Origin of the sequence: Curtobacterium poinsettiae (assembly GCF_047226435.1) — a bacterium.
In the GTDB taxonomy this organism is placed as follows: domain Bacteria; phylum Actinomycetota; class Actinomycetes; order Actinomycetales; family Microbacteriaceae; genus Curtobacterium; species Curtobacterium poinsettiae.
On the sequence record NZ_CP178434.1, the window covers coordinates 3,310,134 to 3,333,797 of the forward strand.

At 71.4% G+C, this 23,664-nt stretch carries 24 protein-coding genes; 3 read left to right on the plus strand and 21 right to left on the minus strand.

The window, feature by feature from the left end; all coding sequences use genetic code 11:
- Positions 1-27: 27 nt before the first annotated feature.
- Complete coding sequence (gene rarD / locus ACL00U_RS15575) at positions 28-990, minus strand: EamA family transporter RarD (RefSeq protein ID WP_017885483.1); 963 nt, start codon at positions 988-990, stop codon at positions 28-30.
- A gap of 164 nt (positions 991-1,154) precedes the next feature.
- On the minus strand, positions 1,155-1,451 hold the full coding sequence (gene groES, locus ACL00U_RS15580) for a co-chaperone GroES (RefSeq protein ID WP_017885484.1): 297 nt from the start codon (positions 1,449-1,451) through the stop codon (positions 1,155-1,157).
- Positions 1,452-1,610: 159 nt separating this feature from the next.
- On the opposite strand from groES, the gene ACL00U_RS15585 reads away from it, so the two are divergent.
- A complete protein-coding gene (locus ACL00U_RS15585; RefSeq protein WP_017885485.1) occupies positions 1,611-2,813 on the plus strand; it encodes a class I SAM-dependent methyltransferase in 1,203 nt (400 codons plus the stop codon).
- Positions 2,814-2,862: 49 nt separating this feature from the next.
- Here the strand turns inward: ACL00U_RS15585 and ACL00U_RS15590 are convergent, their stop codons facing one another.
- The 10 genes from ACL00U_RS15590 to glmS form a co-directional block, all read right to left on the minus strand.
- Positions 2,863-3,684 carry a DUF4190 domain-containing protein gene (locus ACL00U_RS15590; RefSeq protein ID WP_412873598.1) on the minus strand — a complete coding sequence of 274 codons (822 nt, stop codon included), beginning with the start codon at positions 3,682-3,684 and terminating at the stop codon, positions 2,863-2,865.
- Between the two features lie 86 nt (positions 3,685-3,770).
- Positions 3,771-4,826, minus strand: coding sequence for a tRNA (adenosine(37)-N6)-threonylcarbamoyltransferase complex transferase subunit TsaD (gene tsaD / locus ACL00U_RS15595; protein ID WP_031259030.1), 1,056 nt, complete (start codon positions 4,824-4,826; stop codon positions 3,771-3,773).
- The gene (gene rimI, locus ACL00U_RS15600) at positions 4,813-5,358 is read right to left on the minus strand and encodes a ribosomal protein S18-alanine N-acetyltransferase (protein WP_017885488.1); all 546 of its coding nucleotides are present in this window, start codon (positions 5,356-5,358) and stop codon (positions 4,813-4,815) included. The genes tsaD and rimI overlap by 14 nt, the downstream gene beginning before the upstream one ends.
- Positions 5,355-5,990, minus strand: a complete 636-nt coding sequence (gene tsaB / locus ACL00U_RS15605; RefSeq protein ID WP_031259031.1) for a tRNA (adenosine(37)-N6)-threonylcarbamoyltransferase complex dimerization subunit type 1 TsaB — start codon at positions 5,988-5,990, stop codon at positions 5,355-5,357. The genes rimI and tsaB overlap by 4 nt, the downstream gene beginning before the upstream one ends.
- 20 nt (positions 5,991-6,010) lie before the next feature.
- Positions 6,011-6,373 carry a GNAT family N-acetyltransferase gene (locus tag ACL00U_RS15610; RefSeq protein ID WP_017885490.1) on the minus strand — a complete coding sequence of 121 codons (363 nt, stop codon included), beginning with the start codon at positions 6,371-6,373 and terminating at the stop codon, positions 6,011-6,013.
- 92 nt (positions 6,374-6,465) lie between these two features.
- Positions 6,466-6,981: a tRNA (adenosine(37)-N6)-threonylcarbamoyltransferase complex ATPase subunit type 1 TsaE gene (gene tsaE / locus ACL00U_RS15615; protein WP_017885491.1), complete on the minus strand. Its 516-nt coding sequence runs from the start codon at positions 6,979-6,981 to the stop codon at positions 6,466-6,468.
- Positions 6,978-8,144 (minus strand): alanine racemase, encoded by a 1,167-nt coding sequence (gene alr / locus ACL00U_RS15620; RefSeq protein WP_017885492.1) that lies wholly within the window; start codon positions 8,142-8,144, stop codon positions 6,978-6,980. The genes tsaE and alr (ACL00U_RS15620) overlap by 4 nt, the downstream gene beginning before the upstream one ends.
- Positions 8,141-9,244: an alanine racemase gene (gene alr / locus ACL00U_RS15625; RefSeq protein WP_017885493.1), complete on the minus strand. Its 1,104-nt coding sequence runs from the start codon at positions 9,242-9,244 to the stop codon at positions 8,141-8,143. The genes alr (ACL00U_RS15620) and alr (ACL00U_RS15625) overlap by 4 nt, the downstream gene beginning before the upstream one ends.
- Positions 9,241-9,636 carry a holo-ACP synthase gene (locus ACL00U_RS15630; protein ID WP_017885494.1) on the minus strand — a complete coding sequence of 132 codons (396 nt, stop codon included), beginning with the start codon at positions 9,634-9,636 and terminating at the stop codon, positions 9,241-9,243. Before ACL00U_RS15630 ends, alr (ACL00U_RS15625) begins: the two co-directional genes overlap by 4 nt.
- Positions 9,637-9,644: 8 nt before the next feature.
- A complete protein-coding gene (gene glmS, locus ACL00U_RS15635; protein ID WP_017885495.1) occupies positions 9,645-11,492 on the minus strand; it encodes a glutamine--fructose-6-phosphate transaminase (isomerizing) in 1,848 nt (615 codons plus the stop codon).
- Between the two features lie 70 nt (positions 11,493-11,562).
- Between glmS and ACL00U_RS15640 the strand changes: the two genes are divergently transcribed.
- Both ACL00U_RS15640 and coaA read left to right on the plus strand, forming a co-directional pair.
- Positions 11,563-12,048 (plus strand): glutathione peroxidase, encoded by a 486-nt coding sequence (locus tag ACL00U_RS15640; protein ID WP_017885496.1) that lies wholly within the window; start codon positions 11,563-11,565, stop codon positions 12,046-12,048.
- 105 nt (positions 12,049-12,153) lie between these two features.
- A complete protein-coding gene (gene coaA, locus ACL00U_RS15645; protein WP_017885497.1) occupies positions 12,154-13,098 on the plus strand; it encodes a type I pantothenate kinase in 945 nt (314 codons plus the stop codon).
- A 93-nt stretch (positions 13,099-13,191) separates the two neighbouring features.
- Here the strand turns inward: coaA and glmM are convergent, their stop codons facing one another.
- The 9 genes from glmM to ACL00U_RS15690 all read right to left on the minus strand — a co-directional run bounded on the left by glmM (position 13,192) and on the right by ACL00U_RS15690 (position 23,643).
- Positions 13,192-14,565, minus strand: coding sequence for a phosphoglucosamine mutase (gene glmM, locus ACL00U_RS15650; RefSeq protein WP_056072023.1), 1,374 nt, complete (start codon positions 14,563-14,565; stop codon positions 13,192-13,194).
- 22 nt (positions 14,566-14,587) lie between these two features.
- Positions 14,588-15,073, minus strand: coding sequence for a 30S ribosomal protein S9 (gene rpsI, locus ACL00U_RS15655; RefSeq protein ID WP_017885499.1), 486 nt, complete (start codon positions 15,071-15,073; stop codon positions 14,588-14,590).
- A 37-nt stretch (positions 15,074-15,110) separates the two neighbouring features.
- Complete coding sequence (rplM, locus tag ACL00U_RS15660; RefSeq protein WP_017885500.1) at positions 15,111-15,557, minus strand: 50S ribosomal protein L13; 447 nt, start codon at positions 15,555-15,557, stop codon at positions 15,111-15,113.
- Positions 15,558-15,888: 331 nt separating this feature from the next.
- A complete protein-coding gene (locus ACL00U_RS15665; RefSeq protein WP_017885501.1) occupies positions 15,889-18,948 on the minus strand; it encodes an ExeM/NucH family extracellular endonuclease in 3,060 nt (1,019 codons plus the stop codon).
- Between the two features lie 84 nt (positions 18,949-19,032).
- Positions 19,033-19,776 carry an MBL fold metallo-hydrolase gene (locus ACL00U_RS15670; protein WP_017885502.1) on the minus strand — a complete coding sequence of 248 codons (744 nt, stop codon included), beginning with the start codon at positions 19,774-19,776 and terminating at the stop codon, positions 19,033-19,035.
- On the minus strand, positions 19,773-20,681 hold the full coding sequence (truA, locus tag ACL00U_RS15675) for a tRNA pseudouridine(38-40) synthase TruA (protein WP_175470701.1): 909 nt from the start codon (positions 20,679-20,681) through the stop codon (positions 19,773-19,775). The genes ACL00U_RS15670 and truA overlap by 4 nt, the downstream gene beginning before the upstream one ends.
- A 76-nt stretch (positions 20,682-20,757) precedes the next feature.
- Positions 20,758-21,876: an FUSC family protein gene (locus ACL00U_RS15680; RefSeq protein ID WP_017885504.1), complete on the minus strand. Its 1,119-nt coding sequence runs from the start codon at positions 21,874-21,876 to the stop codon at positions 20,758-20,760.
- 141 nt (positions 21,877-22,017) lie between these two features.
- Positions 22,018-22,584 carry a 50S ribosomal protein L17 gene (gene rplQ / locus ACL00U_RS15685; RefSeq protein ID WP_042537495.1) on the minus strand — a complete coding sequence of 189 codons (567 nt, stop codon included), beginning with the start codon at positions 22,582-22,584 and terminating at the stop codon, positions 22,018-22,020.
- A gap of 63 nt (positions 22,585-22,647) precedes the next feature.
- Positions 22,648-23,643, minus strand: a complete 996-nt coding sequence (locus tag ACL00U_RS15690; RefSeq protein ID WP_017885506.1) for a DNA-directed RNA polymerase subunit alpha — start codon at positions 23,641-23,643, stop codon at positions 22,648-22,650.
- Positions 23,644-23,664 lie beyond the last annotated feature (21 nt).

Sequence of the window (23,664 nt, forward strand, 5' to 3'; positions counted from 1 at the left end):
CCTGTCGCTTTCGCGGTGGAGACCGGGTCAGACCGGCTCGGCCGGGGTGGGTGCGAGCGCCCGGCGGCGGGACGCGCGTGCGGCGGCGAACGAGTCCGCCGTCAGCACCACGAGCGCGAGCCACACGATGCCGAAGCCGAACCAGCGCCCGGCCGACATCTCCTCGTGCTGCACCAGGACCCCGACGAGCAGCTGCATCACCGGTGCCAGGTACTGGGTCAAGCCCAGGGTCGACAGGCTCACCCGGCGCGCCGACGAGGCGAAGAGCAGCAGCGGCACCGCGGTCGCCGGCCCGGTCAGCACGGTGATGACAGCGTGCCCCCAGCCCTCGCTCGTGAACGTCACGCCGCCGCCGAGCCCGGTCACACCGAGCACCACCAGCGCCACGACCGCGATCGGCAGCAGCCACACGGTCTCGATCGTCAGGCCGCTCAGCGCGTCCACGGTGCCGCCGACGCGCTTCTTCACCAAGCCGTACAGGCCGAACGAGAACGCCAGGGCCAGCGAGATCCACGGCATCTGCCCGTAGCCGATCGCGATGACCACGACCGCCACGACGCTCAACCCGACCGCGGCCCACTGCGCCGGACGCAGGCGTTCGCGCAGGACCACGACGCCGAGGGCGATCGTGACGAGCGGGTTGATGAAGTACCCGAGCGCGGCCTCGACCGTGTGACCGGTCGTCGTCGCGAGGACGTAGACGGTCCAGTTCACCAGGATCAGGACGGCGGCGAGCCCCATCACGAGCATCACGCGGCGCTGGGCCATCAAGGTGCGGGTGCGGAGCCACGACCGGGTGACCGCGATCGCCACCGCGCAGAACACCAGACCGAAGACGATCCGCCACGACACGATCTCGAACGCCGCCGCGGGGGCCATGGCCGCGAAGAGCAGGGGCATCAGCCCCCAGAGCCCGTAGGCCACGACGGCCTGCACCACGCCGACGGATGCCTCGCTGCGGACGGGTCGCGCCGGACTCGGTTCACTCACGGAACCATCCTAGGAAGGACCGCCGACCCCGGGACGTGCACCGGGCCTCCAGGCGGGCTGCAAGCGGGCTGATCAGGACCGGAGCGCTCTGCAGACCGGCCCCGGACACACGAACGCCCCGTCGGCCCGAAGGCCGGACGGGGCGTCCGTCATGCGTACTGGACTCAGTGGACGATGACCGCGAGGACGTCGCGGGCCGACAGGACCAGCAGGTCCTCGCCCGAGTACTTGACCTCGGTTCCGCCGTACTTGGAGTAGATGACCTTGTCACCCACGGCGACGTCGAGCGGGACGCGGTTGCCGTTGTCGTCGATGCGACCCGGACCCACGGCGACGACCTCGCCCTCCTGGGGCTTCTCCTTCGCGGTGTCGGGGATGACCAGACCGGAAGCGGTGGTCTGCTCCGCCTCGACCTGGCGGATGACGATGCGATCCTCGAGCGGCTTGATGCTGACGGCCACGGTGACCTCTTCTTTCTCGGTACGGACTCGGTACAGATGAAAACCGGTTGGCACTTCGCGCAGGAGAGTGCCAACGCCAACTCTAGGGGGCCACTGGCACTCGGTCAATCCGAGTGCCAGCACACCCGGAGAACACGCAGCACCTGCGAGGATCGACGCATGGACGCCGCCGAACTCACCGCACTGCTGACCCCGGACGGGATGGCCCTGCTCGACCGTACCCCCGGTGTCTCCGACGGCGGCGAGATCGTCCGCGTGGTGTCCCGGCTGCGCGCCGAGGGCCACGACCCACGGCTCGTCGCAGCCGTGCTGACCCAGGCGAAGCTCCGGCTCAAGGCCCGCGGCAAGTTCGGTGACTTCGCGTCCCGGATGCTCTTCACCGAGGCCGGTCTCGAGCAGGCCACCCGACTGCAGGTCGCGGCCCAGCACGCCGGACGCTTCGCCGCCGCGGGGCTCACCCGGGTCGCCGATCTCGGCTGCGGCATCGGCGGGGACGCCATGGCGATGGCGGCGCTCGACCTGGACGTCACCGCCGTCGACCGCGACGAGGTCACGGCTGCCGTCGCGACCCACAACCTGGCCCTCTGGCCGAACGCGCGGGTGGAGCTCGGCGACGCCGAGTCCTTCGACCTGTCCTCGGTGGACGGCGCGTGGATGGACCCCGCACGACGCACCTCCGGCCACTCCGACACCCGCCGACTCGCCGACCCGGACGACTGGTCCCCCTCGCTCGACACGGTGTTCGCCGCAGCGACGACGACACCGACCGGCGTGAAGCTCGGACCCGGCATCGACCGCGACCTGATCCCGGACACCGCCGAGGCCCAGTGGACCTCCGTCGACCGCGAGGTCGTCGAGCTCGCCCTGTGGTTCGGCCCCCTCGCACGCCCCGGCATCCGCCGCGCGGCCACCGTCATCGGCAGCCACGGCATCGACGAGATGACCGGAGCGGCAGACGCCGACGACACCGAGGTCGGACCGCTCGGCGCCTACCTGTACGAGCCGGACGGCGCCGTGATCCGCGCGCGACTGATCGGCGACCTGGCGAGGGGCCTCGACGGGCACATGCTGTCCGACGGCATCGCCTACGTCACGTCCGACCGGGCCGTCACGACACCCTTCGCGCAGGGGTTCCGGGTGCTCGACACGATGCCGCTCGACGTCAAGCGGCTGGCCGCGCGGCTCGCCGCCGACGGCATCGGCACCGTCGAGATCAAGAAGCGCGGCGTCGACGTCGACCCGGCGCAGTTCCGCAAACGGCTGCGGTTGCGCGGATCGGGTCGCGTCACACTCGTGCTCACCCGCCTGGAGGGACGCCACACGGCGATCCTGTGCGAGCGGCTCACCGACACGGTCGGCTGACGGCCGGGGGCCGGGGGCCGCTCGCGGCCTCCGTCACCCTGCGGCGAAGTCAGCTGACGAAGGCCCCGGTGTTCGAGCTGTAGTCGGAGTAGTCGGAGTAGTCCGAGTAGTTCGACGAGTTCGCGATCGAGATCCACACCAGGGCGACGATCAGGATGAACAGGCCCGTCAGGACCCAGCCACCGATGATGCCTGCGAGCGCCAGGCCACGGCCGCCCTCGCCGCTCTGCTTGATCTTGCCGAGGGCGATGTGGCCCATGATCGCGCCGGCCGGGCTCGTCAGGATGATGATCGGCCAGATGATGACGCCGCCGAACGCGAAGACGATCGACAGGATCGACAGGACGTTCGTCTTCGGTCGCTGCGCGTAGGGCTGGTACGAGTACGGGTTGGCCGCGTACGGCTGCTGCTGCGCGTACGGGTTCTGCTGCTGACCGTAGGGGTTCTGCGGTGCGCCGTACGCCTGCTGCGGCGGCTGCTGCTGCTGCTGCGGGGCCGCGTACGGGTTCTGCTGCTGACCGTACTGATTCGGCTGCGGCTGCGGCTGCTGCGGAGCGGCGTACGGGTTCTGCTGCTGCGGCGGCTGGCCGTACGGGTTCTGCTGCTGCGGCGGCTGGCCGGACGGGTTCTGCTGCTGCGGCGGCTGGCCGGACGGGTTCTGCTGCTGGCCGTACGGGTTCTGCTGCTGCGGCGGCTGGCCGTACGGGTTCTGCTGCTGGCCGTACGGGTTCTGGGGCGCTTCCGGAGCCGACGGGGCCTGCGGCGCGTCAGGTGCTTGCGGGGCGTCCGGGGCGGGTGCACCGTCGGGCTGTCCGTTCGCCGCGCCGTTCGGCGTCTCGCCCGGCTTCGGCCACTCGTTCTGATCGGACACCGTCCACCCCTCTCGGGCGTCCGGTCTCTCCGACGCCCGTGTGAATCCTCCCACAGGCTCCCCCAGAAGGACCGGGGCCGAACTGGTCAGACCTGGACGGTCGTCACCGGCAGGGTCGAGTCCGCCGCGATGCCGAGGTCGCTCGGCGCGTGCCCCTCGGCAACGAGTCGGGCGCCGACGGCGGCGATCATCGCGCCGTTGTCCGTGCACAGGTCGAACGGCGGGATCCGCAGCCGCACGCCCACGGCCGCGCAGCGTTCCTCGGCGACCTGCCGCAACCGGGCGTTCGCGACGACGCCGCCACCGAGCAGCAGCCGGTCGACACCGGTGTCGCGGCAGGCGTTCAGGGCCTTGGTGAGCAGGACGTCGACGACGGCCTCGCGGAAGCTCGCGGCGACGTCGGCCACCGGCACCTCTCGGCCCTCGTCGCGGCAGCGTTCGACCCAGCGGGCCACGGCGGTCTTCAGCCCCGAGAACGAGAAGTCGTACCGGTGTGCGGCCATGTCCTTCGGCAGCGTCAGCCCGCGGGGGAACCGGATCGCCGTCGGGTCGCCCTCGGCCGCGGCCCGGTCGATCTGCGGGCCGCCGGGGTAGGGCAGTCCGAGCAGCCGCGCGACCTTGTCGAACGCCTCGCCCGCCGCGTCGTCGATCGTCTCGCCGAGCAGTTCGACGTCACCGACCAGGTCCCGCACCAGCAGCAGCGACGTGTGCCCACCGGAGACGAGCAGCGCGATCGTCGGCAGCTCGATCTCGCTGCCGTCCTCGCGCAGCACGTCGGCACCGACGTGCCCGACCAGGTGGTTGACGCCGTACAGCGGCTTGCCCGTGGCCACGGCGAGCGCCTTCGCTGCCCCCACCCCGACCATGAGCGCTCCGGCCAGACCCGGCCCGGCGGTCACTGCGACGGCGTCGAGCTCGTCGAGGGTGACGCCGGCACGCTCGAGCGCCTCGTGCAGCGTCGGGGTCATCGCCTCCAGGTGGGCCCGTGCGGCGACCTCGGGCACGACCCCGCCGTAGCGCGCGTGCTCGTCCATGCTCGAGGCGATCACGTTCGCCAGCAGGGTGTTCCCCCGCACGATCCCCACGCCCGTCTCGTCGCAGCTCGTCTCGATGCCGAGCACCAGTGGTTCAGTCGCGCTCACCGAGGGCCTCCTGTCCGATGGGTCCGACGTCCGACGACGGTTCCGCGTCCGGGCCGGGCAGTTCCGCCCGCATCACCCACGCGTCGACGCCGTCCGGTTGGTAGTAGCGTGGCCGGGTCGCGATGTGCTCGAACCCGAACGCCGTGTACATCGCCTGCGCGACGGGGTTGTCCGCCCGCACCTCGAGGAACACCTCGCGCACCCCGCGGCGCCGGGCCTCGTCGAGCAGTTCCGTGAACAGGACCCGTCCGAGCCCCTTGCCGCGCTGATCGGCGGCGACCGCGATGGTCTGCACGTCGGCCACCGGGTTGCCCGCCAGGGACGAGAGTCCGGCGTACCCGACGACCATCGGCGCTGCGGTGTCGTCGACGGTCTCGATCACGACGTAGTACCCGTGCGGTGAGTACAGCTCGCCCGACATCTGCGACGCCGACCAGGCGTCCGTCGGGAACGAGACGTGCTCGAGCCACATGATGTCGTCGAGGTCCTGCGGGTGGGCTCGGCGCAGGCGGAGCGCGTCCGGCAGGGTCACTGCTTCACCCGTTTCGGCGCACCGGGCACCGTGACGTCGGGGTCGCGCAGGTACAGGGGGGTGTCCTGGTCGAACGCCGCGCCGGACGCGAGTCGGTCCGCGGCGAGCGCGCCGAGCCTCCAGGCCGGGATGGACGTGACGGTCACGCGGTCCCAGCCCACGGCTGCGGGCCGGGAGGCGCGGATCGCGTCGTCGAGATCGGCGGGCTTGGCGAGTCCGGGGCCGGCCACGCGGACGCCGTCGGCGTCGTAGGCGCTCCAGTAGACCTCGCGGCGGCGGGCGTCCGTGAGGACGACGAAGGGGCCGGCGAGGCCGGCGGCGCGCTGGTCGAGGGCGACGGCGTCGTGGCTGACGAGCGGCAGGACGGGGACGCCGCGGGCTGCGGCGAAGGTGCGGGCGGCGGCGATGCCGACGCGCAGGCCGGTGAAGGGGCCCGGGCCCATGCCGGCGACGACCCCGGTGACGTCGGCGCCGGTGATGCCCGCCTCGGCGAGGGTGTCGGCCAGGAACGGGCCGATCACCTCGGCGTGCCGGCGGCTGTCCTCGGTGTCGCGGGTCGCGAGGGCCTGGCCGGTGACCGGGTCGACGACGGCGACGGAGGTCCCGGCGGAGGTGTCGATCGCGAGCAGCACCCGTCCATCGTAGGCGGCGGTCAGCGCACCGGCAGTCCCAGGGACCACGCGACCTCGTGCTCCAGCTGCCCCGTCCGGCGGAACAGGCGGACCTGGTGGGTGTCCGGCAGCGCGGCAGCCAGGGCCTGTCGGTCGGCGGGTGCGAAGCCGAGCGACTGCCAGAACGGACCGGAGCGACGGGAGAACAGCCACGCACGCTGGGCGCCGGCCTCGGCGGCCCGGTCGATCGCGAACCGTGCGAGGCGGGTGCCGGCTCCGGACCCGCGGTGCTGCGGAGCGACGGCCACGCTGCGGACGAGGACGTGCACGCCGTCCGCGCTCGACTCGAAGCCGGTGCTGCCGATCACGCTGCCGTCGTCGGCGCGATCGGTCCAGAGCCGCACGGTCGGGACGTCGAGCCCGGCCAGGGTCAGGTCGGCCTCGACGAGGAACGCCCGGAGCGCCTCGACGTCGTCCGCGGTGACGGGCCGCAGGGTCAGAGGACCACGCCCTGCCAGCGCGGACCGGAGGCGGTGACGACGACCCGGCGGGGCTCGTCGGGGACGTCGTCCGGGTCCGTGTCGTCGGGAGCTGCGGGTCCGGCGTCGGCACCGGTCGCCCGCGTGATCTCGACGTCGAGCAGGCTGTCGCTGACGCCGTCGACCATCCCGCGGCCCCACTCGACCACCACGATCGCGGCGTCCCAGTCGAGGTCGAGGTCGTCGAGCTCGACCGGGTCGGACAGGCGGTAGGCGTCCACGTGCACCAGGTCCGGCCCGGCGGTGGTCGGGTGTGTCCGGGCGAGGACGAAGGTCGGGCTGGACACCTGTCCACGCGCACCGAGTGCTGCGCCGAGCCCACGGGTCAGGGTCGTCTTGCCGGCGCCGAGGGGGCCGGTCAGCACGACGAGGTCTCCGGCGCGCAGCACCCGGGCCAACCGGGCACCGAGCTCCCCCATCGCCTCGGTGCCGTCGACGGTGGTGTCGAGCAGGACGTGGGACGACCCGGTCACGGCCGCTCGCCCCGCAGGTACTCCCCGACGCGTCCCTCGATGTCGTGACCCTCGTAGGACCGGGGCACACGGCTGCCGATCCGGCAGACGATCTCTTCACCGATGGTCTCGAGCGCCGCGCCCCACTCGAGCACGGTCATCTCGTCGTGCTCGCCGGTGCCGAAGAGGACGACGGTGTCACCGGTCCGCACGTCGTCGTCGCCGACGTCCACCAGGAACTGGTCCATCGCGACGCGGCCGGCGATCGGGTAGCGCTTGCCGCCGATCGCGACCTCGATGCGGCCCTGCGCCAGTCGCGGGACCCCGTCGGCGTACCCGACGGGCACGAGCGCCAGGGTCGTCTCGGTCGCGGTGCGGTACGTGTAGTCGTACGAGACGCCGGTGTCGACGGGGACACGCTTCGTCTTCGCCACCGACGCGGTCAGGGTCATCACCGGCTCGAGCCCGAGGTCTGCTGCCGAGACCCCGTCGGCCCCGGGGATGCCGAACAGGTTCGCACCCATCCGGACCATGTCCTTGCGGAACTCCTTGCGTTCCAGCCCCGCGAGCGACGCGGCGACGTGCTCCGTCGGGACATCGAGCCCCAGGTCCTCGGCGATCTCGATCGCGGCGTCGAACACGGCGACCGCGGCGCTGTCCTCGTGGTCGGACGACTCGGCCAGGTGCGTGTAGGCGGCGACGACCTCGATGCGGCCGTTCCGCTGGGCGTCCCGCGCGGCCTCGACGAGGGCCGGCCAGTCTGCGGGGACCGCGCCGTCGCGGTGCAGTCCGGAGTCGACGCCCAGGTGGACCCGGGCGGGGCGCTGGTCGACGGCGTCGACGATGCGCTGCAGTTCGGCGACGTTCGAGACACCGAGGTCGACGGCCGAGTCGATGGCGTCACGGAAGTCCAGGTCAGGGTCGTGCTGCCAGGTGAACAGGTGGACGTCCTCGCCCACCCCGATCGACCGCAGGCGCAGGGCGGCGGGGACCGTCAGTACACCGATCCAACGGATGCCGGCGTCGACTGCGGCGAGCGCGATCGGTTCGAGGCCGTGCCCGTACGCGTCGGCCTTCATGATCGCCATGACCTCGACCGGGTCCATCCACTCGCGGACACGCTCGAGGTTGGCGCGGTACGCGTCGAGGTCGATGCGTGCCTGACGCAGTGGTGCGGAGCTCACGCGGTCCTCCGTTCCACGCTGCGGCCGATCCGGGCGACCACCTCGTAGTTGATCGTGCCGATGGCGTCGGCCCAGTCCTCGACGGCGGGGTCGCCGTTCGCGGGGTCGCCCCACAGCACGGCCTCGTCGCCGACCTGCACGTCCGCGTCGCCGACGTCGACGTGCATGGCGTTCATCGCGACGCGTCCGACCACCGGGAACGTGCGGTCCCCGATGCGCAACGAGACCCGGTTGCCGAAGTCGCGGTCGAAGCCGTCCGCGTAGCCCAGGCCGATCACAGCGAGGCGGGTGTCCGTCTCGGCGCGCCAGGTGTACCCGTACGAGACGCCGTCACCCGCGGCGACCGGCACGGTGCGGAGCACGGCGGCGGTGACCCGCATCGCCGGACGCAGCCCCAGGTCGGCCGAGGTGCGGCCGTCGAAGGGGCTCAGTCCGTACAGAGCGAGTCCGACGCGGGACAGGTCGTGGCGGGTCTCCGGCACGGCGATGCTCGCGGCACTCGCGGCGAGGTGCACCACGTCCGGCACGATGCCGTTCGCGGCGAGACCGTCCAGCGCACGCTGCAGTGCGGCGTCCTGGTCGAGGTCGTCGGTGCGCGAGGCGTTCGACAGGTGGGACATGAGCCCCTCGACCCGGGTGCGGTTGCCGCCGCGGGCCAGGGCGCCGGCGGTCGCGAAGAGCTCGGCCCACTCGGACTCGACGGCCCCGTTGCGGCTCAGGCCCGTGTCGACGCACAGGTGCACGGCACGGACGTCGGAGTCGGCGGCGGCGGACAGCTGCTCGACGCTCGACACCGCCGGCGTGACGTCGAACTGCGCGGCGCGACGGAAGTCCTCGTCGGGGGCGTGCAGCCACGTGAGGATCCGGACCCCCTCGTCGATGCCGCCCTGCCGGAGCGCGACGGCCTCGTCGATGTCGGCGACCCCGAGCCACTCGGCGCCCGCGTCGACGAAGGCCTGCGCGGCGTCGAGGGCCCCGTGGCCGTAGGCGTTCGCCTTGACGACCGCGATCACACCAGCCGGGGCGACCCGGTCGGCGATCGTCGCGTAGTTCTCGATCAGGGCTCCGCGATCGATCGTGATGCCGGTGAACGCACTCACCGGGCCGTTCCTTCCAGGACCACGTCTGTTCCTTCCAGGACCACGAACGCGGTCGCGATCCCTCCATCATGCGAGAGCGACAGGTGCACGCTCGTCACGCCACGCGCATCCGCGACCCGGCGCGCACCCTGGCGCAGGGTGAGCGAGGGGTTCCGCTGGTCGTCGGACACGACCTCGAGGTCCTGCCAGCTGAGCCCGGCACTCGACCCGAAGGCCTTGATCAGTGCTTCCTTGGCGGCGAACCGTGCCGCCAAGGACGCGATCGGACGGGGTTCGCCGTCACGGACCTGCTCGGACGGCGTGAACAACCGCGCCCGCATCGCCGGTGTGCGTTCCAGCACCCGTTCGAACCGCTCCAGGTCGACCACGTCGACCCCGATCCCGATGATCACCGTCTCGACTACTCGACGGTGACCGACTTCGCCAGGTTGCGTGGCTGGTCGACGTCGAGGCCCTTGGCCGCGGCGAGCTCCATGCCGAACATGTGCAGCGGGGCCACGGCGAGCAGCGGCTCGAACAGCGGGGTCGCGAGCGGGATCCGCAGGACCTCGTCGGCGAAGGGCAGCACCGCGGCGTCGCCTTCTTCCGCGATGGCGATGACCCGGGCACCGCGGGCGCGGATCTCCTGGATGTTCGAGACGACCTTCGGGTGCAGCGATCGCGGGTCGCGGGGCGACGGCACGATGACGAAGACGATCTGGCCCGGCTCGATCAGCGCGATCGGACCGTGCTTGAGCTCACCGGCGGCGAAGCCCTCGGCGTGGATGTACGCGAGTTCCTTCAGCTTCAGCGCACCTTCGAGCGCGATCGGGTAGCCGACGTGGCGACCGAGGAACAGCACGCTCCGGGTGTCCGCCATCCAGCGGGCCAGGTCCTTGATGCCGGCGGCGTCCTCGATGGTCTGCTGCAGCTTCGGTGCGAGCCCCTCGAGCTCGGCCACCTGCTCGGCGATCTGCTCGGTGGTGAGCGTGCCGCGCAGCGTCGCCAGGTGCAGCCCGAGCAGGTACAGCGCGACGCCCTGGGCGATGAACGCCTTGGTGGACGCGACGGCGACCTCGGGCCCCGCGTGCGTGTAGATCACGGCGTCGGACTCACGCGGGATCGTGGCGCCCTGGGTGTTGCAGATCGACAGGACCTGGGCGCCCTGTTCGCGGGCGTACTTGACGGCCATGAGCGTGTCCATGGTCTCGCCGGACTGGCTGATCGAGACGACCAGGGTGCGTTCGTTCAGCACCGGGTCGCGGTAGCGGAACTCGTGGGCGAGCTCGACCTCGACCGGGATGCGGGCCCACTGCTCGATGGCGTACTTGCCCAGGATGCCGGCGTAGGCGGCGGTGCCGCAGGCGATCACGATGACCCGGTCGACGGTCGCCAGGCGCTCGGCGATCGGGTCGAGGTCGGTCAGGGTGACGGCGCCGTCGTGGACACGGCCGAGGATCGTCTTGGCGACGGCCTCGGGCTCCTCGCTGATCTCCTTCGCCATGAACGAGGACCAGCCGCCCTTGTCGGCGGCGGAGGCGTCCCAGTTGACCTCGAACTCGGTCGGCGCGGCGGGGGTGCCGTCGAAGTGGATGACGTCGACGCCGTCGGGGCGGATCGTGGCGATCTCGTCCTGCCCGATCGACAGCGCGCGCTGCGTGTAGGCGACGAACGCGGCGACGTCCGAGCCCATGAAGTTCTCGCCGTCGCCGAGCCCGACGACCAGGGGCGAGTTGCGACGGGCGCCGACGACGACACCGGGCTGGTCGGCGTGCACGACGAGGAGCGTGAAGGCGCCCTCGAGCCGCTGCACGGCCTGCTGCATGGCGGCGGTCAGGTCACCGGTGTCGCGGAAGGCCCGCCCGACCAGGTGCGCGGCGACCTCGGAGTCGGTCTCGCTCCGGAACTCGATGCCCTCGGCCTGCAGTTCGGCGCGGAGCTCGGAGAAGTTCTCGATGATGCCGTTGTGGATGAGGGCGAGCTTGTCGCCGTCGGCCAGGTGCGGGTGGGCGTTGCCGTCGGTCGGGCCGCCGTGGGTCGCCCAGCGGGTGTGCCCGATGCCGGTCGTGCCGTCCGGGATCGGCGACGACTCGAGTTCGTCGACCAGGGCCTGGAGCTTGCCGGCCTTCTTGGCCGACACGAGGTCTCCGGCTGGGTCGACCACGGCGATGCCCGCCGAGTCGTAGCCGCGGTACTCGAGGCGGCGGAGGCCACCGAGGAGGACGTCCTGGCTGCTGTTGCTGCCGACGTAGCCGACGATTCCACACATGGGACCGATCCTACGGTCTGCCTGGACGCCGACCCTGCGAAGTCCCGGGGGTGGGGATAACGTTTCGGCCATGGGACGCTTCGACGACATCGCCATCACCACGCTGCACGGCGAGGACACCACGTTCGGCGCCTACGCCGACAAGGCCGTACTGGTCGTGAACGTCGCCTCCCGGTGCGGCCTCGCCCCGCAGTACGAGCAGCTCGAGGCCCTGCAGAAGCAGTACGGCCCCCGCGGGTTCACGGTGCTGGGCTTCCCGAGCAACCAGTTCCTGCAGGAGCTCGGCTCGTCCGAGGCGATCGACGAGTACTGCTCCACCACGTGGGGCGTGACGTTCCCGATGTCCGAGAAGGTCAAGGTCAACGGCAAGAGCGCCCACCCGCTCTACCAGGCCCTCAAGGAGACCCCGGACGCCGACGGCAAGGCCGGTCGGGTGAGCTGGAACTTCGAGAAGTTCCTCGTCGCCCCCGACGGCACCGTCACGCGCTTCCGCCCCACCACGAAGCCGGACGCCCCCGAGGTCGTCGCCGCCATCGAGGCGGCCCTGCCCGCCTGACGCGTCGCGTCCTGCGGGCGCGCACCGAGCACTGGCCGGGAGGCCCGGGGCACGTGAGCCGACCGGCTCACGTGCCCCGGGCCTCCCGTCTGTACGCTCGATCCCATGCCGATCCCGGAGACCGCCGTCGCGCACCCGACCCCGTTCGTGGAGATCCCGCGTGCCGAGTGGTCGCAGCTCGCACCCAAGGAGCACCTGTCGCTCACCGAGACCGAGATCGTGCAGCTGCGCGGACTCGGCGACCGGTTGGACATGCAGGAGGTGCAGGAGGTCTACCTGCCCCTGTCCCGCCTGCTCACGCTCTACGCGGCCGGCGCACGGAACCTGCACGCCGAGACGAGCCGGTTCCTGGGTGAGCGCGCCGGACGCACGCCGTTCGTCATCGGCGTCGCGGGTTCCGTCGCCGTCGGCAAGTCCACCGTCGCCCGTCTGCTGCGGGAGCTGACGAAGCGCTGGCCGGACACCCCTCGCGTGGAGCTCGTGACGACCGACGGCTTCCTGTACCCGAACGCCCAGCTGGAGCGCCGCGGGATCATGGACCGCAAGGGCTTCCCGGAGTCGTACGACCGCCGCTCCCTGCTGCGCTTCGTGAGCCAGGTGAAGAGCGGGGCAACCGAGGTCCGGGCACCGTACTACTCGCACCTGGTCTACGACATCGTGCCTGATGCCGAGATCGTCGTCCGGCAGCCCGACGTGCTCATCGTCGAGGGTCTCAACGTGCTGGCGCCCCCGGTGCACGGGCGGCTCGCGCTGTCCGACCTGTTCGACTTCACGATCTACGTGGACGCGAAGACCAAGGACATCGAGTCCTGGTACGTCGACCGGTTCCTCGCCCTGCAGGAAGAGGCGTTCTCGAGCCCCGACTCGTTCTTCCACCGGTTCGCCTCGCTCTCGCGTGAGGACGCGGTGCGGACGGCGACCGAGGTCTGGCGGGCGATCAACGAGCCGAACCTGCTCGAGAACGTGCTGCCCACGCGCTCCCGCGCCACCCTGGTGCTGAAGAAGGGCGCGAACCACAAGGTGAACTCGGTCCTGCTCCGCAAGATCTGAACGGGAGCGGGCAGCAAAACACCGGTGTTCGCGAGCTGAACCGCGTCCTGCGCGTGTTCAACCGGCGAACACCGGTGTCTTGCGGAGGGGAACCTACGCGGCGTCGAGCGCCAGGCGGTCCTGCACGACGGCGGCGAGCTCCTCGGCGATGCGCTGGGCGTCGTCCTGCGACGCAGCCTCGACCATGACCCGCACGACCGGCTCGGTGCCGGAGGGTCGGAGCAGCACGCGACCGGTGTCGCCGAGTGCCGCGGACGCCGCAGTCACGGCGTCCTGCACGCCCTGGTCGGCGAGCCCGTGACGGTCGACGCCACGGACGTTGAGCAGCACCTGCGGGAACACCGTCATGCACGAGGCGAGCTCCTGCAGGGTCTTGCCCGTCCGCGCCATCTCGGCGACCAGGTGGAGCCCGGTGAGGATGCCGTCGCCCGTGGTGGCGAACTCGTTGAAGATGATGTGGCCGGACTGCTCGCCACCGATGGAGTAGTCGCCCTCGGTCATCTTCTCGAGCACGTAGCGGTCGCCCACACCGGCCTCGATGACGGTGATGCCCGCGTCGGCCATGGCCCGCTTGAGCCCGAGGTTCGACATGACCGTCGCGACGAGGGTGTCGTCCTTCAGGCGTCCGCGCTCCTGCAGCGACAACGCCAGGATCGCCATGATCTGGTCGCCGTCGATCGCGTTGCCCGCGGCGTCGACCGCCAGGCAGCGGTCCGCGTCGCCGTCGTGCGCGATGCCGACGTCCGCGCCGGCTTCGAGCACGGCGCGCGACAGGTTGTCGATGTGGGTCGACCCGACGCCGTCGTTGATGTTCCAACCGTCGGGGTCGGCACCGATGAGCGTCACGCGGGCACCCGCGTTGACGAAGACCTCGGGTGAGACGCCAGCGGCGGCACCGTTGGCGCAGTCGAGCACGACGTGGATTCCGTCGAGCCGGTGCGGCAGTGTGCCGAGCAGGTGCACCACGTAGCGGTCCTCGGCGTCGGCGAACCGCGAGATGCGCCCGACGTCGATGCCGGTGGGGGTCGGTGCGGAGTGGTCGTGCATGGCCGCTTCGATGCGGTCCTCGACCTCGTCCGGCAGCTTGCGACCACCCGTGGCGAAGAACTTGATCCCGTTGTCGGGAGCGGGGTTGTGCGACGCGGAGATCATCACGCCGAAGTCGGCGTCGATGTCCGCGACGAGGAACGCCGCGGCGGGCGTGGGGATGACCCCGGCGTCGAGCACGTCGACGCCGGCCGAGGCGAGCCCGGCCGCGACGGCGGCACCGAGGAACTCGCCGGAGACGCGCGGGTCACGCGCGAGGACCGCGCGCGGGCGCGGTCGACCCGACGCCCGGCGGGCGTCGGCATGGTGTCCGTGTGTGAGGACGGCCGCGCTCGCCTGGGCAAGACCCAGTGCGAGCGCGGCCGTCAGCTCGCCGTTGGCGAGACCACGAACCCCGTCGGTACCGAACAGACGCGGCATGGCGATCTTCAGCCGGTGACGACTAGCGCTTCGAGAACTGCGACGCCTTGCGGGCCTTCTTGAGACCGGCCTTCTTGCGCTCGATGACGCGGGCGTCACGGGTGAGGAAGCCGGCCTTCTTGAGGGCCGCGCGGTTGTTCTCACGGTCGATCTCGTTCAGCGTGCGGGCGATGGCGAGGCGGAGCGCGCCGGCCTGACCCGAGGGGCCGCCACCGGTGATGCGGGCGACGACGTCGTACGAGCCGAGGAGCTCGAGCACCTTGAACGGGTCGTTGATGAGCTGCTGGTGCAGCTTGTTCGGGAAGTAGTCCTCGAGCGTGCGGCCGTTCACGACGAACGTGCCGGAGCCCGGAACGAGGCGAACGCGCGCGATGGCCTCCTTGCGGCGCCCGACGGCACCGCCGGAGACGTTGAGGATCTGACGGGGAGCAGCCTCGGCAGCGGCGGGTGCGCTCTCCGTGGTGAAGCTCTCCGGGGTCTGGTCGAGGGAATCAGCGATCTGAGCCATGAGTTTCTCTATGTCCTTGAAGTCGTCGTGGCCGGAACTACTGTGCGACCTGGTCGAAGATGTACGCCTTGGGCTGCTGCGCGGCGTGCGGGTGCTCCGCGCCGGCGTAGACCTTCAGCTTCTTGAGCTGCTCGCGGCCGAGGGTGTTCTTCGGCAGCATGCCGCGGATCGCCTTCTCGACGGCGCGGGTGGGGTGCTTCTCGAGCATCTCCGGGTAGGAGGTCGCCGTCAGGCCGCCCGGGTACCCCGAGTGACGGTAGTAGACCTTCTTCGCGAGCTTCGAACCGGTCAGTGCGACCTTGTCGGCGTTCACGATGATGACGTAGTCACCCATGTCCATGTGCTGGGCGAAGGTGGCCTTGTGCTTGCCGCGCAGGAGCGCCGCGGCGTGGGTGGCGAGACGGCCGAGGACGACGTCGGTGGCGTCGATGACGATCCAGTCGTGCTGGACGTCTGCCGGCTTCGGTGAGAACGTGCGAGTCACAGGAGTGCTGCTTTCGTGTCGAGGTGAGGAGTCCGTGAATCCCACTCCGGTCGGGAGTTCCGCGGGCAGAAGCACGGGGAACACCTCGGTTGGAGGGCTCATCTGACTGTCCGCGCGCGGGGCGCACAGACCAAGGTGAGAGCCTAGCCGACGCGGGGTGCGTCGGTCAAACGCGGCCACCCGCGGCCTGGAGGCGCGGGGCGGCCCCGCACCGCGCCTCCAGTCCGCCGCGCGGTCGCGCCCACCGCGCATGGTGAGCAGAAGACGTCGGGTCCGCACCGCGAACCCGACGTCTTCTGCACACTCATCGCCCCGACGTGGGGCGTGGGGACTACTCCGCAGCCGCAGCCCGACGGCGGCGACGCACGACCAGCACACCCGCACCCGCCGCGAGCAGCAGGAACGCCACCAGCGCACCGGCACCGAGCCCCGACGCTCCCGTGAATGCGAGCTGCCCGTCCGCGGTGATCGTGATCGGGGTCCACCCGATCAGCGTGCCGTCCGCAGCCGTCACCGCCAACCGGTGTGCACCAACCACCGTGTCGGCAGGGATCGTCACCCGGACCGTCCCGTCAGCAGCGACCACAGCCGTGCCGATCAGCGTCGGCTCCGAGAACAACCACACGTTCACCGTGTCACCGGCAGACGCAGTACCCACCGTCACCGTGATGGTCTCCCCCGCACGAGCCGACGCCGGAGCCGAGACGCTCCCGCGGTTCGCGTCGGTGAGACCGGTCTCCGACGGGGCCACCGGCGGCACCGCCCCGGGAGCCGACGGGGTCGGAGCGGGGGTCGGCTTCGAGGGCGTCGGGCTCGGCACCGGGGTCGGGTCGGTCCCGGGCTCGGTGCCCGGGGCGTCCAGGTCGAAGCCGACCAGGATCGGGTCGTGGTCGCTCGCCCGGTACACGTCGTCGGTGTACAGGTTCGTCGCGTTGTAGTTGTAGCGGCTGTACTCCAGGCCCACCGACTCGACCGAGTTGATGTTCCAGATGTCCACGCCCGTGACCGTCTCGAGTGCGGCCTTCGAGGCGAACACGTGGTCGAGCGAACCGCTCAGGCCGGAGAACACGTAGGAGTACTCGGTGCTGTCCCGAGCCGGGCCGAGGTCGGTGTAGCCGGCGCCGTCGAGGACGACCACCGGGTCCTCCTTGCTGTAGGCGTTGAAGTCGCCGAGCATGAACACCTTGTCGGTGCCGTACTGGTCCTGCATGGCGCTGGAGAAGGTCACGAGGGCCTTCGCCTGGGCCACGCGGGACGCGTTCGACGCTCCCTGCCCGTCACCCTGGTCGGCGTTCTCACCGGTGCCGGAGCCCTTGGACTTGAAGTGGTTCGCGATCACCAGGAAGTCGTCGTCCGCGGTGCCACCGACCGGGCGGAACGCGTCCGCGACGGGCTGGCGGGCGTTCGTGAACGCGTCGTCGAGCAGGATCGTGGACTCGCCGACGGGCTCGACGCGGGCCTTCTTGTAGATGAGTGCGAGGCGGATGACGTCCTCGCTCGCGGGCACGACGGCCGGGGACTTCGCGTACGCCCAGGTGTCCTGGCCGGTGGCGGCGTTGAGCGCGTCGACCAGGGTGGCCACGGCGGCGTCGCGGTCCTGGCCGAAGCGGGCCGAGTTCTCGATCTCCTCGAGCGAGACGACGTCGGCGTCCAGCCCGTTGATGGCCTTGACGATCTTGACCTGCTGGCGCAGGAAGTCCTCCTGCTCAGCGGCGCCGCGGGCGTCGCAGCCGGAGTTCACCGTGACGGGGTCGCCGGCACGGTCGGTGTAGTACTTGCAGCCGGTGAGCTCGTCGCCCGTGGTCGGGAAGTAGTTGAGCACGTTGAAGCCGGCGAGCTTCAGGTCACCGCCGACGTCCTGCGGTGCCGGCTGGCGCACCTTCGAGAACGACGCCGGCAGGTCGGCCGCCGGGGTCGCACCGGTGATCGGCGCGGTCGGCTGGAACTTCCACCCGTTGTTGCGGTAGTCGAGGACGACCGGCTCGGTGAAGGTGGCGGCGGCCCCGACGGTGACGGGGCCCTGGGTGAGCCACGACACCGGGATGCCCTGGTTCGCCTGGGTGAGGAAGTTCGTGCTCGCGCCGTCGTCGAGCGTGACCTTGCGCGCGGCGTTGTCGGCCTCGACGGCCTTCGCCTCGGCGCTGCCGGGGCGACCGACCTCGGTCGGCTGGACCAGACGCTTCGTCCCACTGGCGAGCACGACCTCGCCGTACTGGTTCGTCGTGTAGTTGTCGGCGACGGTGTACGCGCCCTGGGGAGCGACGAGCATGCTCTCGAGCGACTCCCGCTGGGCGTCGGACGACGGGAACGCGACCGCGGCGGGCTGCGGTGCCGCGACGGTGTCGTCGAGCTGCTGCAGCGACGAGGCGCCGGACACCGTGAGCTCGGTCAGGCCGAAGTACTCGGACACGGCGCCGGTGACGCGGACGTGGTCGCCCCGCTGCACCAGTCCGGCGGTTGCGGACGAGAACACGAACACGGCGTCGGACGCGGTGTGGGCGCCGAGGTCGATCGCGCCGCCGGTGCCGGCGGTCTGGATCGTGTAGCCGTCGAAGCCACCGGTGCCGTACACCGCGGTGACGACGCCGTCGGTCGTGACGTTCTTGCCGGCGTACGGCGAGGTGTCCGTGGTGCCCTGCAGCTGGGCGATGGTCACCGTCTCGGCGGGGGTGCCGGGCGTGGGGGTCCCGCCGTCGCCCGGGTCGGTCGGGTCCGTGGGTTCGGTCGGCGCCGTCGTCTCGCCCGCGGCGTTCCGCGGGGTGAGCGTCGTCGTCACCGAGAAGTCCGCGCCGTTGACGTCGGTGTCCGTGGTGCCCTGGCGGACCAGGCCGTTCGGCACCGAGTTGTCCCCGGTCACGGTGCGGACGGTCGACTCGAACGTGTTCGAGGCGCCGTAGCCGAGCAGGTCGACGACGCCGTCGGTGCCTGCGGCGACGGGTCCGGCGGCGAGCGCCAGCGGTGCGGTGGCGTCGGAGAGCACGAGGGTGCCCGTGGTGCCCGACGGGGTGAGCGACGCGGTGTCGTCGTCGGCGGGCAGGTCCTCGCCGGCCGCGGTGGCCCCGCCGTTGCCCGCCATCGACACCAGGAAGGTGCCCTTCGCCGGCACGGTGCCCGCGAGCGCGCTGGCCGAGAAGGTGCCGGTGCCCGTCGCGGAGCGGTACTGCAGCGACCACCCGTCGAGCGACACCGGGGCGTCGGTCGGGTTGCCGATCTCGACGAACTTCTGGTTGTAGGAGGCGCCCTTGCTGCCCGCCTTCAGGTAGGCCTCCTCGATGACGAGGCCGGTCCCCTCGGGGTTCGCGGACGCTGCGGTGACGGTGACGAGTGGTGCCGCGAGGAGCGTCGCGGCCGCCGTGGCGCACAGCAGAGTGCGCCCGAGGGTGTTGGCCATGCCCGCACGCTACCGACCTGCGGGGACATTCAGGTTGCGCTGAGGTAAATGATTGCGTTCGGCAACATCAGCGATGCGGCGGCATCAGCCGATCGGCAGCCAGGTCCCGCCCACGCGCCGCACGGCTGGTCCGTGTCCGGGCAGTACCAGTGCCGGGAACGGCAGCGCCCGCGCCGACTCGAGCGCGCGGTCCTGGTCGGCGGTGAAGAACGGCGTGATCATCCGCGGCCGCGGGGCCCACGACCCGGGCTGGGTGTCGTGGCGACTGACGACCGCGTCGCCCGTCACGATCGCGTCGGCTGCGGGCAGCAGGTACGCCGTCGAACCGTCGGTGTGCCCGACGGCCGGGAGCGGCGCGATCGCGCGTCCCGCGAAGTCCGCGCCCGTGAACGCACGCGCCGACGGCACGGTGGTGGGCCGCAGGGCGTCCGACCGGATCGCCCGTGCCAACCAGGCGAGGACGCGTGGGCTGGCGAGCCGACCGCCGATCTCCGCCGGGGTGACCTGCTGCCGCTCCGGCCCGCGGACGTTGTCGAGCTCGTCGGCGTGGGCGAGCACCTCGACGTGCGGGTACCGCTCCAGGATCCCGGGGATGCCGCCGACGTGGTCGACGTGTCCGTGCGTGACGTAGACGCGTCGGAGGTCGGCGGGGTCGTGTCCGGCGGCGCGCACGGTGTCGAGCACCAGGTCCGTGTCGGCCGGGTACCCCGCGTCGATGAGCGCGACGCCGTCCTCCTCCGCCAGCACCACCCAGTTGGACACGGGGCCCTCGACGAAGACGACTCCGGGGGCGACGGACACGACGGAACGGGGTTCGCGCGGGCTCATCCCTCGACGGTACCGTCCGCCGAGCGTCGGGCCCGGGTCTGCTCCGCCCGCTCCGCGAGCGCAGCGTCCGCCGGGTAGCCCACCTCGGTCAGGGTCAGTCCCTTCGCGGGCGCCGTCTTGAACGCGCTGGTGCGTTCCTCGGCGACGCGCAGTTCCTCGAGGCGGTCCGGGCCGAAGCGGCCCTCGCCGACGGCGATGGTCGCGCCGACCATGGCCCGCACCATCGAGTGGCAGAAGGCGTCGGCCTGGAGGCGCGCCACCAGCACGCCGTCCGGCTCGCGGTCCCAGCGGAACTGTTGCAACGTCCGGATGGTGGTCGCCCCCTCGCGCGGCTTGCAGAACGTCGCGAAGTCGTGCAGCCCGAGCAGCGTCAGCGCACCGCGCTCCATCGCTGCCGGGTCGAGCCGCGCCGCGTGCCAGAGCGTGTGCCCCCGCCGACGTGGATCGCGCGGGGCGTCGGCGTCCGCGATCCGGTACTCGTACCGGCGCCAGAGTGGCGAGAACCGGGCGTCGAACCCGGCGGGCGCCACCGAGGCCCCGGTGACGACGACGTCCCCCTCGGGTGCCGCGATGCCGTTCACCCGCTTGCGCAACCCGTCGAGGGGTGAGCGGCCCGACCCACGCTTCCCGGTGAGTGCTGCCCACTGCTCTGCCGACAGGTCCAGGTGCGCGACCTGCCCGGTGGCGTGCACGCCGGCGTCGGTGCGTCCGGCGACGGTGAGCAGCGGCGGTTCGCCCCAGCGGGTGAAGACGGTGGCGAGGGCGGCTTCGAGGGCACCCTGCACGGTCCGGAGCCCGGGCTGCCGTGCCCACCCGGAGAACGCGGCCCCGTCGTAGGCGATGTCGAGCCGCAGCCGCACGTCGGCGGTGCTGTCGGAATCCTGCAACCCGGCCGTCTCGTCCACGTGACCACCGTAGCGGGGGTGGTCCGTGCCTCCCGGCAGGTGCCCCGTCCACCGGGTCGTGGCTGCCTGCACCCGTTCAGCCGCGCGGCCGACCGAACGCTGACGGGCCCGTGCGGGTGTCGAGGTCGTCGGTGGCGCGTCGCTCGGACTCGACGATCCCACGCAGGGCGACGAGCGCGGCCGACGTGACGGCGACGTGGGAGGGGTTCTCGCGCGAGGCGTCGAGCGCTTGCTCGAGGTCGGCGATCGCCGCCTCGGCCTGGTCCTCCGGGGAGTCGCCGCGGATCGTGCTGGCGATCTTCCGGACCGCCTCGGCGATGGGCGTGGCGAAGGCGGGGTCCGGCCGCCCGACGCCCTCGGACACCGGGCCGGAACGTGCCACGAGCTCGGTGAGGTCCGTCGTGTACCAGGCGACCCGTTCCAGCGCGCGGAAGCGTCCACCGTCCTTCTGGAGCCGCGCGCGGGATCCGCGCAGGGCACCGCGGGGGTTGAGCCGTCGGCTCTCGTGCGCGATCGCCACGCGCGATCGCACGTCGGCGATGGCGCGGTCCAGGCGGTCCTGCTGGTGGTCCCACGCCTTCTCGTCGCGCTTGCCCTCCTCGAGCACGGCAGCCAGGCCGTCGAGGTGGTCGGCGAGCACGCCGTTCACCGCGTCGATGCGGTGTTCGGCGTCCCAGAAGTGCAGCGGCGGGAACACCAGGAAGTTGACGAGCAGCCCGACGACCACGCCCACGGCCATCTGCACCAGGTACCCGAGCGAGTAGCCCTCGGCGTGCGCGCCGCCGACGAGCAGCACGAAGAGCGCCGCGGTGGACACCCACGAGCTGCCCTCGCCCAGCACGCGGAACCCACCGACGAGCACACCGACGCCGACCGCCAGGGCGATCGCCAGGAAACCGGGGTCCCCGACCCACATCGTGAACCCGGCGATCAGGATGCCGAGCGCGATCCCGACCAGGGTCTGCACGCCGCTCCGGATGCCCGCGAACACCGTGGTCTGCATCGCGACGACGGCACCGAGCGGTGCGTAGTAGGGGTACTCGGCCGCGACGCCCGGCATGTGCTGCGCCACGAACCAGGCGATCACCGCGGCGGCAGCGGCCTTGCCTGCGTGCAGCAGGCGCGGTTGCGTGCCCGAGGTCCGGCTCCACCGCCAGACCCGTGTCCCCAGACCCGCTACGTGCTGGAACGCCATGACTTCCCTCCGTCGCACCCGGCCGGTGACGTTACGCCGAGCCGTCGGTGAGCGCGACCAGCCTCGGGCACGACGAAGCCCCCGCGACCTGGGTCGCGGGGGCTTCGTCGTGGTGGTGCAGCGCGCCAGGGGCGCACCGGACTACTTGGTGTCGGCGTCGTCCGACTTCTCGGCGGCGTCGGCCTCGACCTCGGCAGCTGCCTCGGTCTCGGACTCGGTCTCGACCGGGGCGGACTCCTCGGTGGTCTCGGTCTCCTCGACCGGGGCCTCCTCGGTGGTCTCGTCGGCGGCCGGGGCGGCAGCAGCGGCCGGAGCCGAGTTGCGCTTGACCGGAGCGGGCGTGCTCGAGACGGGCTCGAGGACGAGCTCGATCGACGCCAGCGGGGCGTTGTCGCCCTTGCGGAAGCCGAGCTTCGTGATGCGGGTGTAACCACCCTGGCGGTCCTCGACCTGGGGGGCGATCTCGGTGAACAGCGTGTGCACGACGGACTTATCGCGCAGGATGCTGATCACACGACGACGCGCGTGCAGGTCGCCGCGCTTCGCGAACGTGATGAGACGCTCCGCGACCGGACGGAGGCGCTTGGCCTTCGTCTCGGTGGTCGTGATGCGACCGTGCGTGAAGAGGGCGTTGGCGAGGTTGCTCAGGAGCAGGCGCTCGTGGGCGGGACCGCCACCGAGGCGGGGGCCCTTGGTGGGCTTCGGCATGTCAGTTCTCCAGTGGTGAAAGTGGTGCGCGCGGTGTCAGCGCGCTTGCGCGTGAGCGCGAGGTCAGTTGTTGGACTCGTCCTCGTCGTACCCGCTGTAGAAGTGGGCGCCGTCGAATCCGGGGACGGTGTCCTTGAGGGACAGGCCGAGCTCGGTGAGCTTGTCCTTGACCTCGTCCACCGACTTCTGACCGAAGTTGCGGATGTTCATGAGCTGCGTCTCCGACAGGGCGACGAGCTCGGACACCGTGTTGATGCCCTCCCGCTTCAGGCAGTTGTAGCTGCGGACCGACAGGTCGAGGTCCTCGATCGGGGTCTGCAGTTCGTTCGAGAGCACGGCGTCGACCGGCGCGGGGCCGATCTCGATGCCCTCGGCCGCCGTGTTGAGCTCGCGAGCGAGCCCGAACAGCTCGACCAGCGTGCGACCGGCCGACGCGATGGCGTCGCGCGGCGTGATGGCCGGCTTCGCTTCGACGTCGACGACCAGGCGGTCGAAGTCCGTGCGCTCACCGGCACGCGTCGCCTCGACGCGGTAGGTGACCTTGAGGACGGGCGAGTAGATCGAGTCGATCGGGATCTGACCGGCTTCGCTGAACTCGGAACGGTTCTGCGTCGCCGAGACGTAGCCACGGCCACGCTCGATCGTCAGCTCGAGCTCGAAGCGCGCGGTGTCGTTCAGGGTCGCGATGACGAGTTCCGGGTTGTGGATCTCGACGCCGGCCGGAGCGGAGATGTCCGCTGCGGTGACCTGACCGGCACCCTGCTTGCGCAGGTACGCCGTGATGGGCTCGTCGTGCTCGCTGGAGACGACCAGGCTCTTGATGTTGAGGATGATCTCGGTGACGTCTTCCTTGACACCGGGAACGGTGCTGAACTCGTGGAGGACGCCGTCGATGCGGATGCTGGTGACAGCCGCGCCGGGGATCGAGGAGAGGAGCGTGCGGCGCAGCGAGTTGCCGAGGGTGTACCCGAAGCCGGGCTCGAGCGGCTCGATGACGAAGCGCGAGCGGTGCTCGGAGATCGGCTCCTCGGTCAGGGTGGGGCGCTGTGCAATGAGCACTGTGGGATTCCTTTCGGCGAA

Bases quoted from the DNA above. Each gene is read 5' to 3' on its own strand.
- ACL00U_RS15585 (WP_017885485.1), top strand. From the start codon at position 1,611: ATGGACGCCGCCGAACTCACCGCACTGCTGACCCCGGACGGGATGGCC.
- glmS (WP_017885495.1), bottom strand. From the start codon at position 11,492: ATGTGTGGAATCGTCGGCTACGTCGGCAGCAACAGCAGCCAGGACGTC.
- ACL00U_RS15640 (WP_017885496.1), top strand. From the start codon at position 11,563: ATGGGACGCTTCGACGACATCGCCATCACCACGCTGCACGGCGAGGAC.
- coaA (WP_017885497.1), top strand. From the start codon at position 12,154: ATGCCGATCCCGGAGACCGCCGTCGCGCACCCGACCCCGTTCGTGGAG.
- glmM (WP_056072023.1), bottom strand. From the start codon at position 14,565: ATGCCGCGTCTGTTCGGTACCGACGGGGTTCGTGGTCTCGCCAACGGC.
- rpsI (WP_017885499.1), bottom strand. From the start codon at position 15,073: ATGGCTCAGATCGCTGATTCCCTCGACCAGACCCCGGAGAGCTTCACC.
- ACL00U_RS15665 (WP_017885501.1), bottom strand. From the start codon at position 18,948: ATGGCCAACACCCTCGGGCGCACTCTGCTGTGCGCCACGGCGGCCGCG.
- ACL00U_RS15670 (WP_017885502.1), bottom strand. From the start codon at position 19,776: ATGAGCCCGCGCGAACCCCGTTCCGTCGTGTCCGTCGCCCCCGGAGTC.
- ACL00U_RS15680 (WP_017885504.1), bottom strand. From the start codon at position 21,876: ATGGCGTTCCAGCACGTAGCGGGTCTGGGGACACGGGTCTGGCGGTGG.
- rplQ (WP_042537495.1), bottom strand. From the start codon at position 22,584: ATGCCGAAGCCCACCAAGGGCCCCCGCCTCGGTGGCGGTCCCGCCCAC.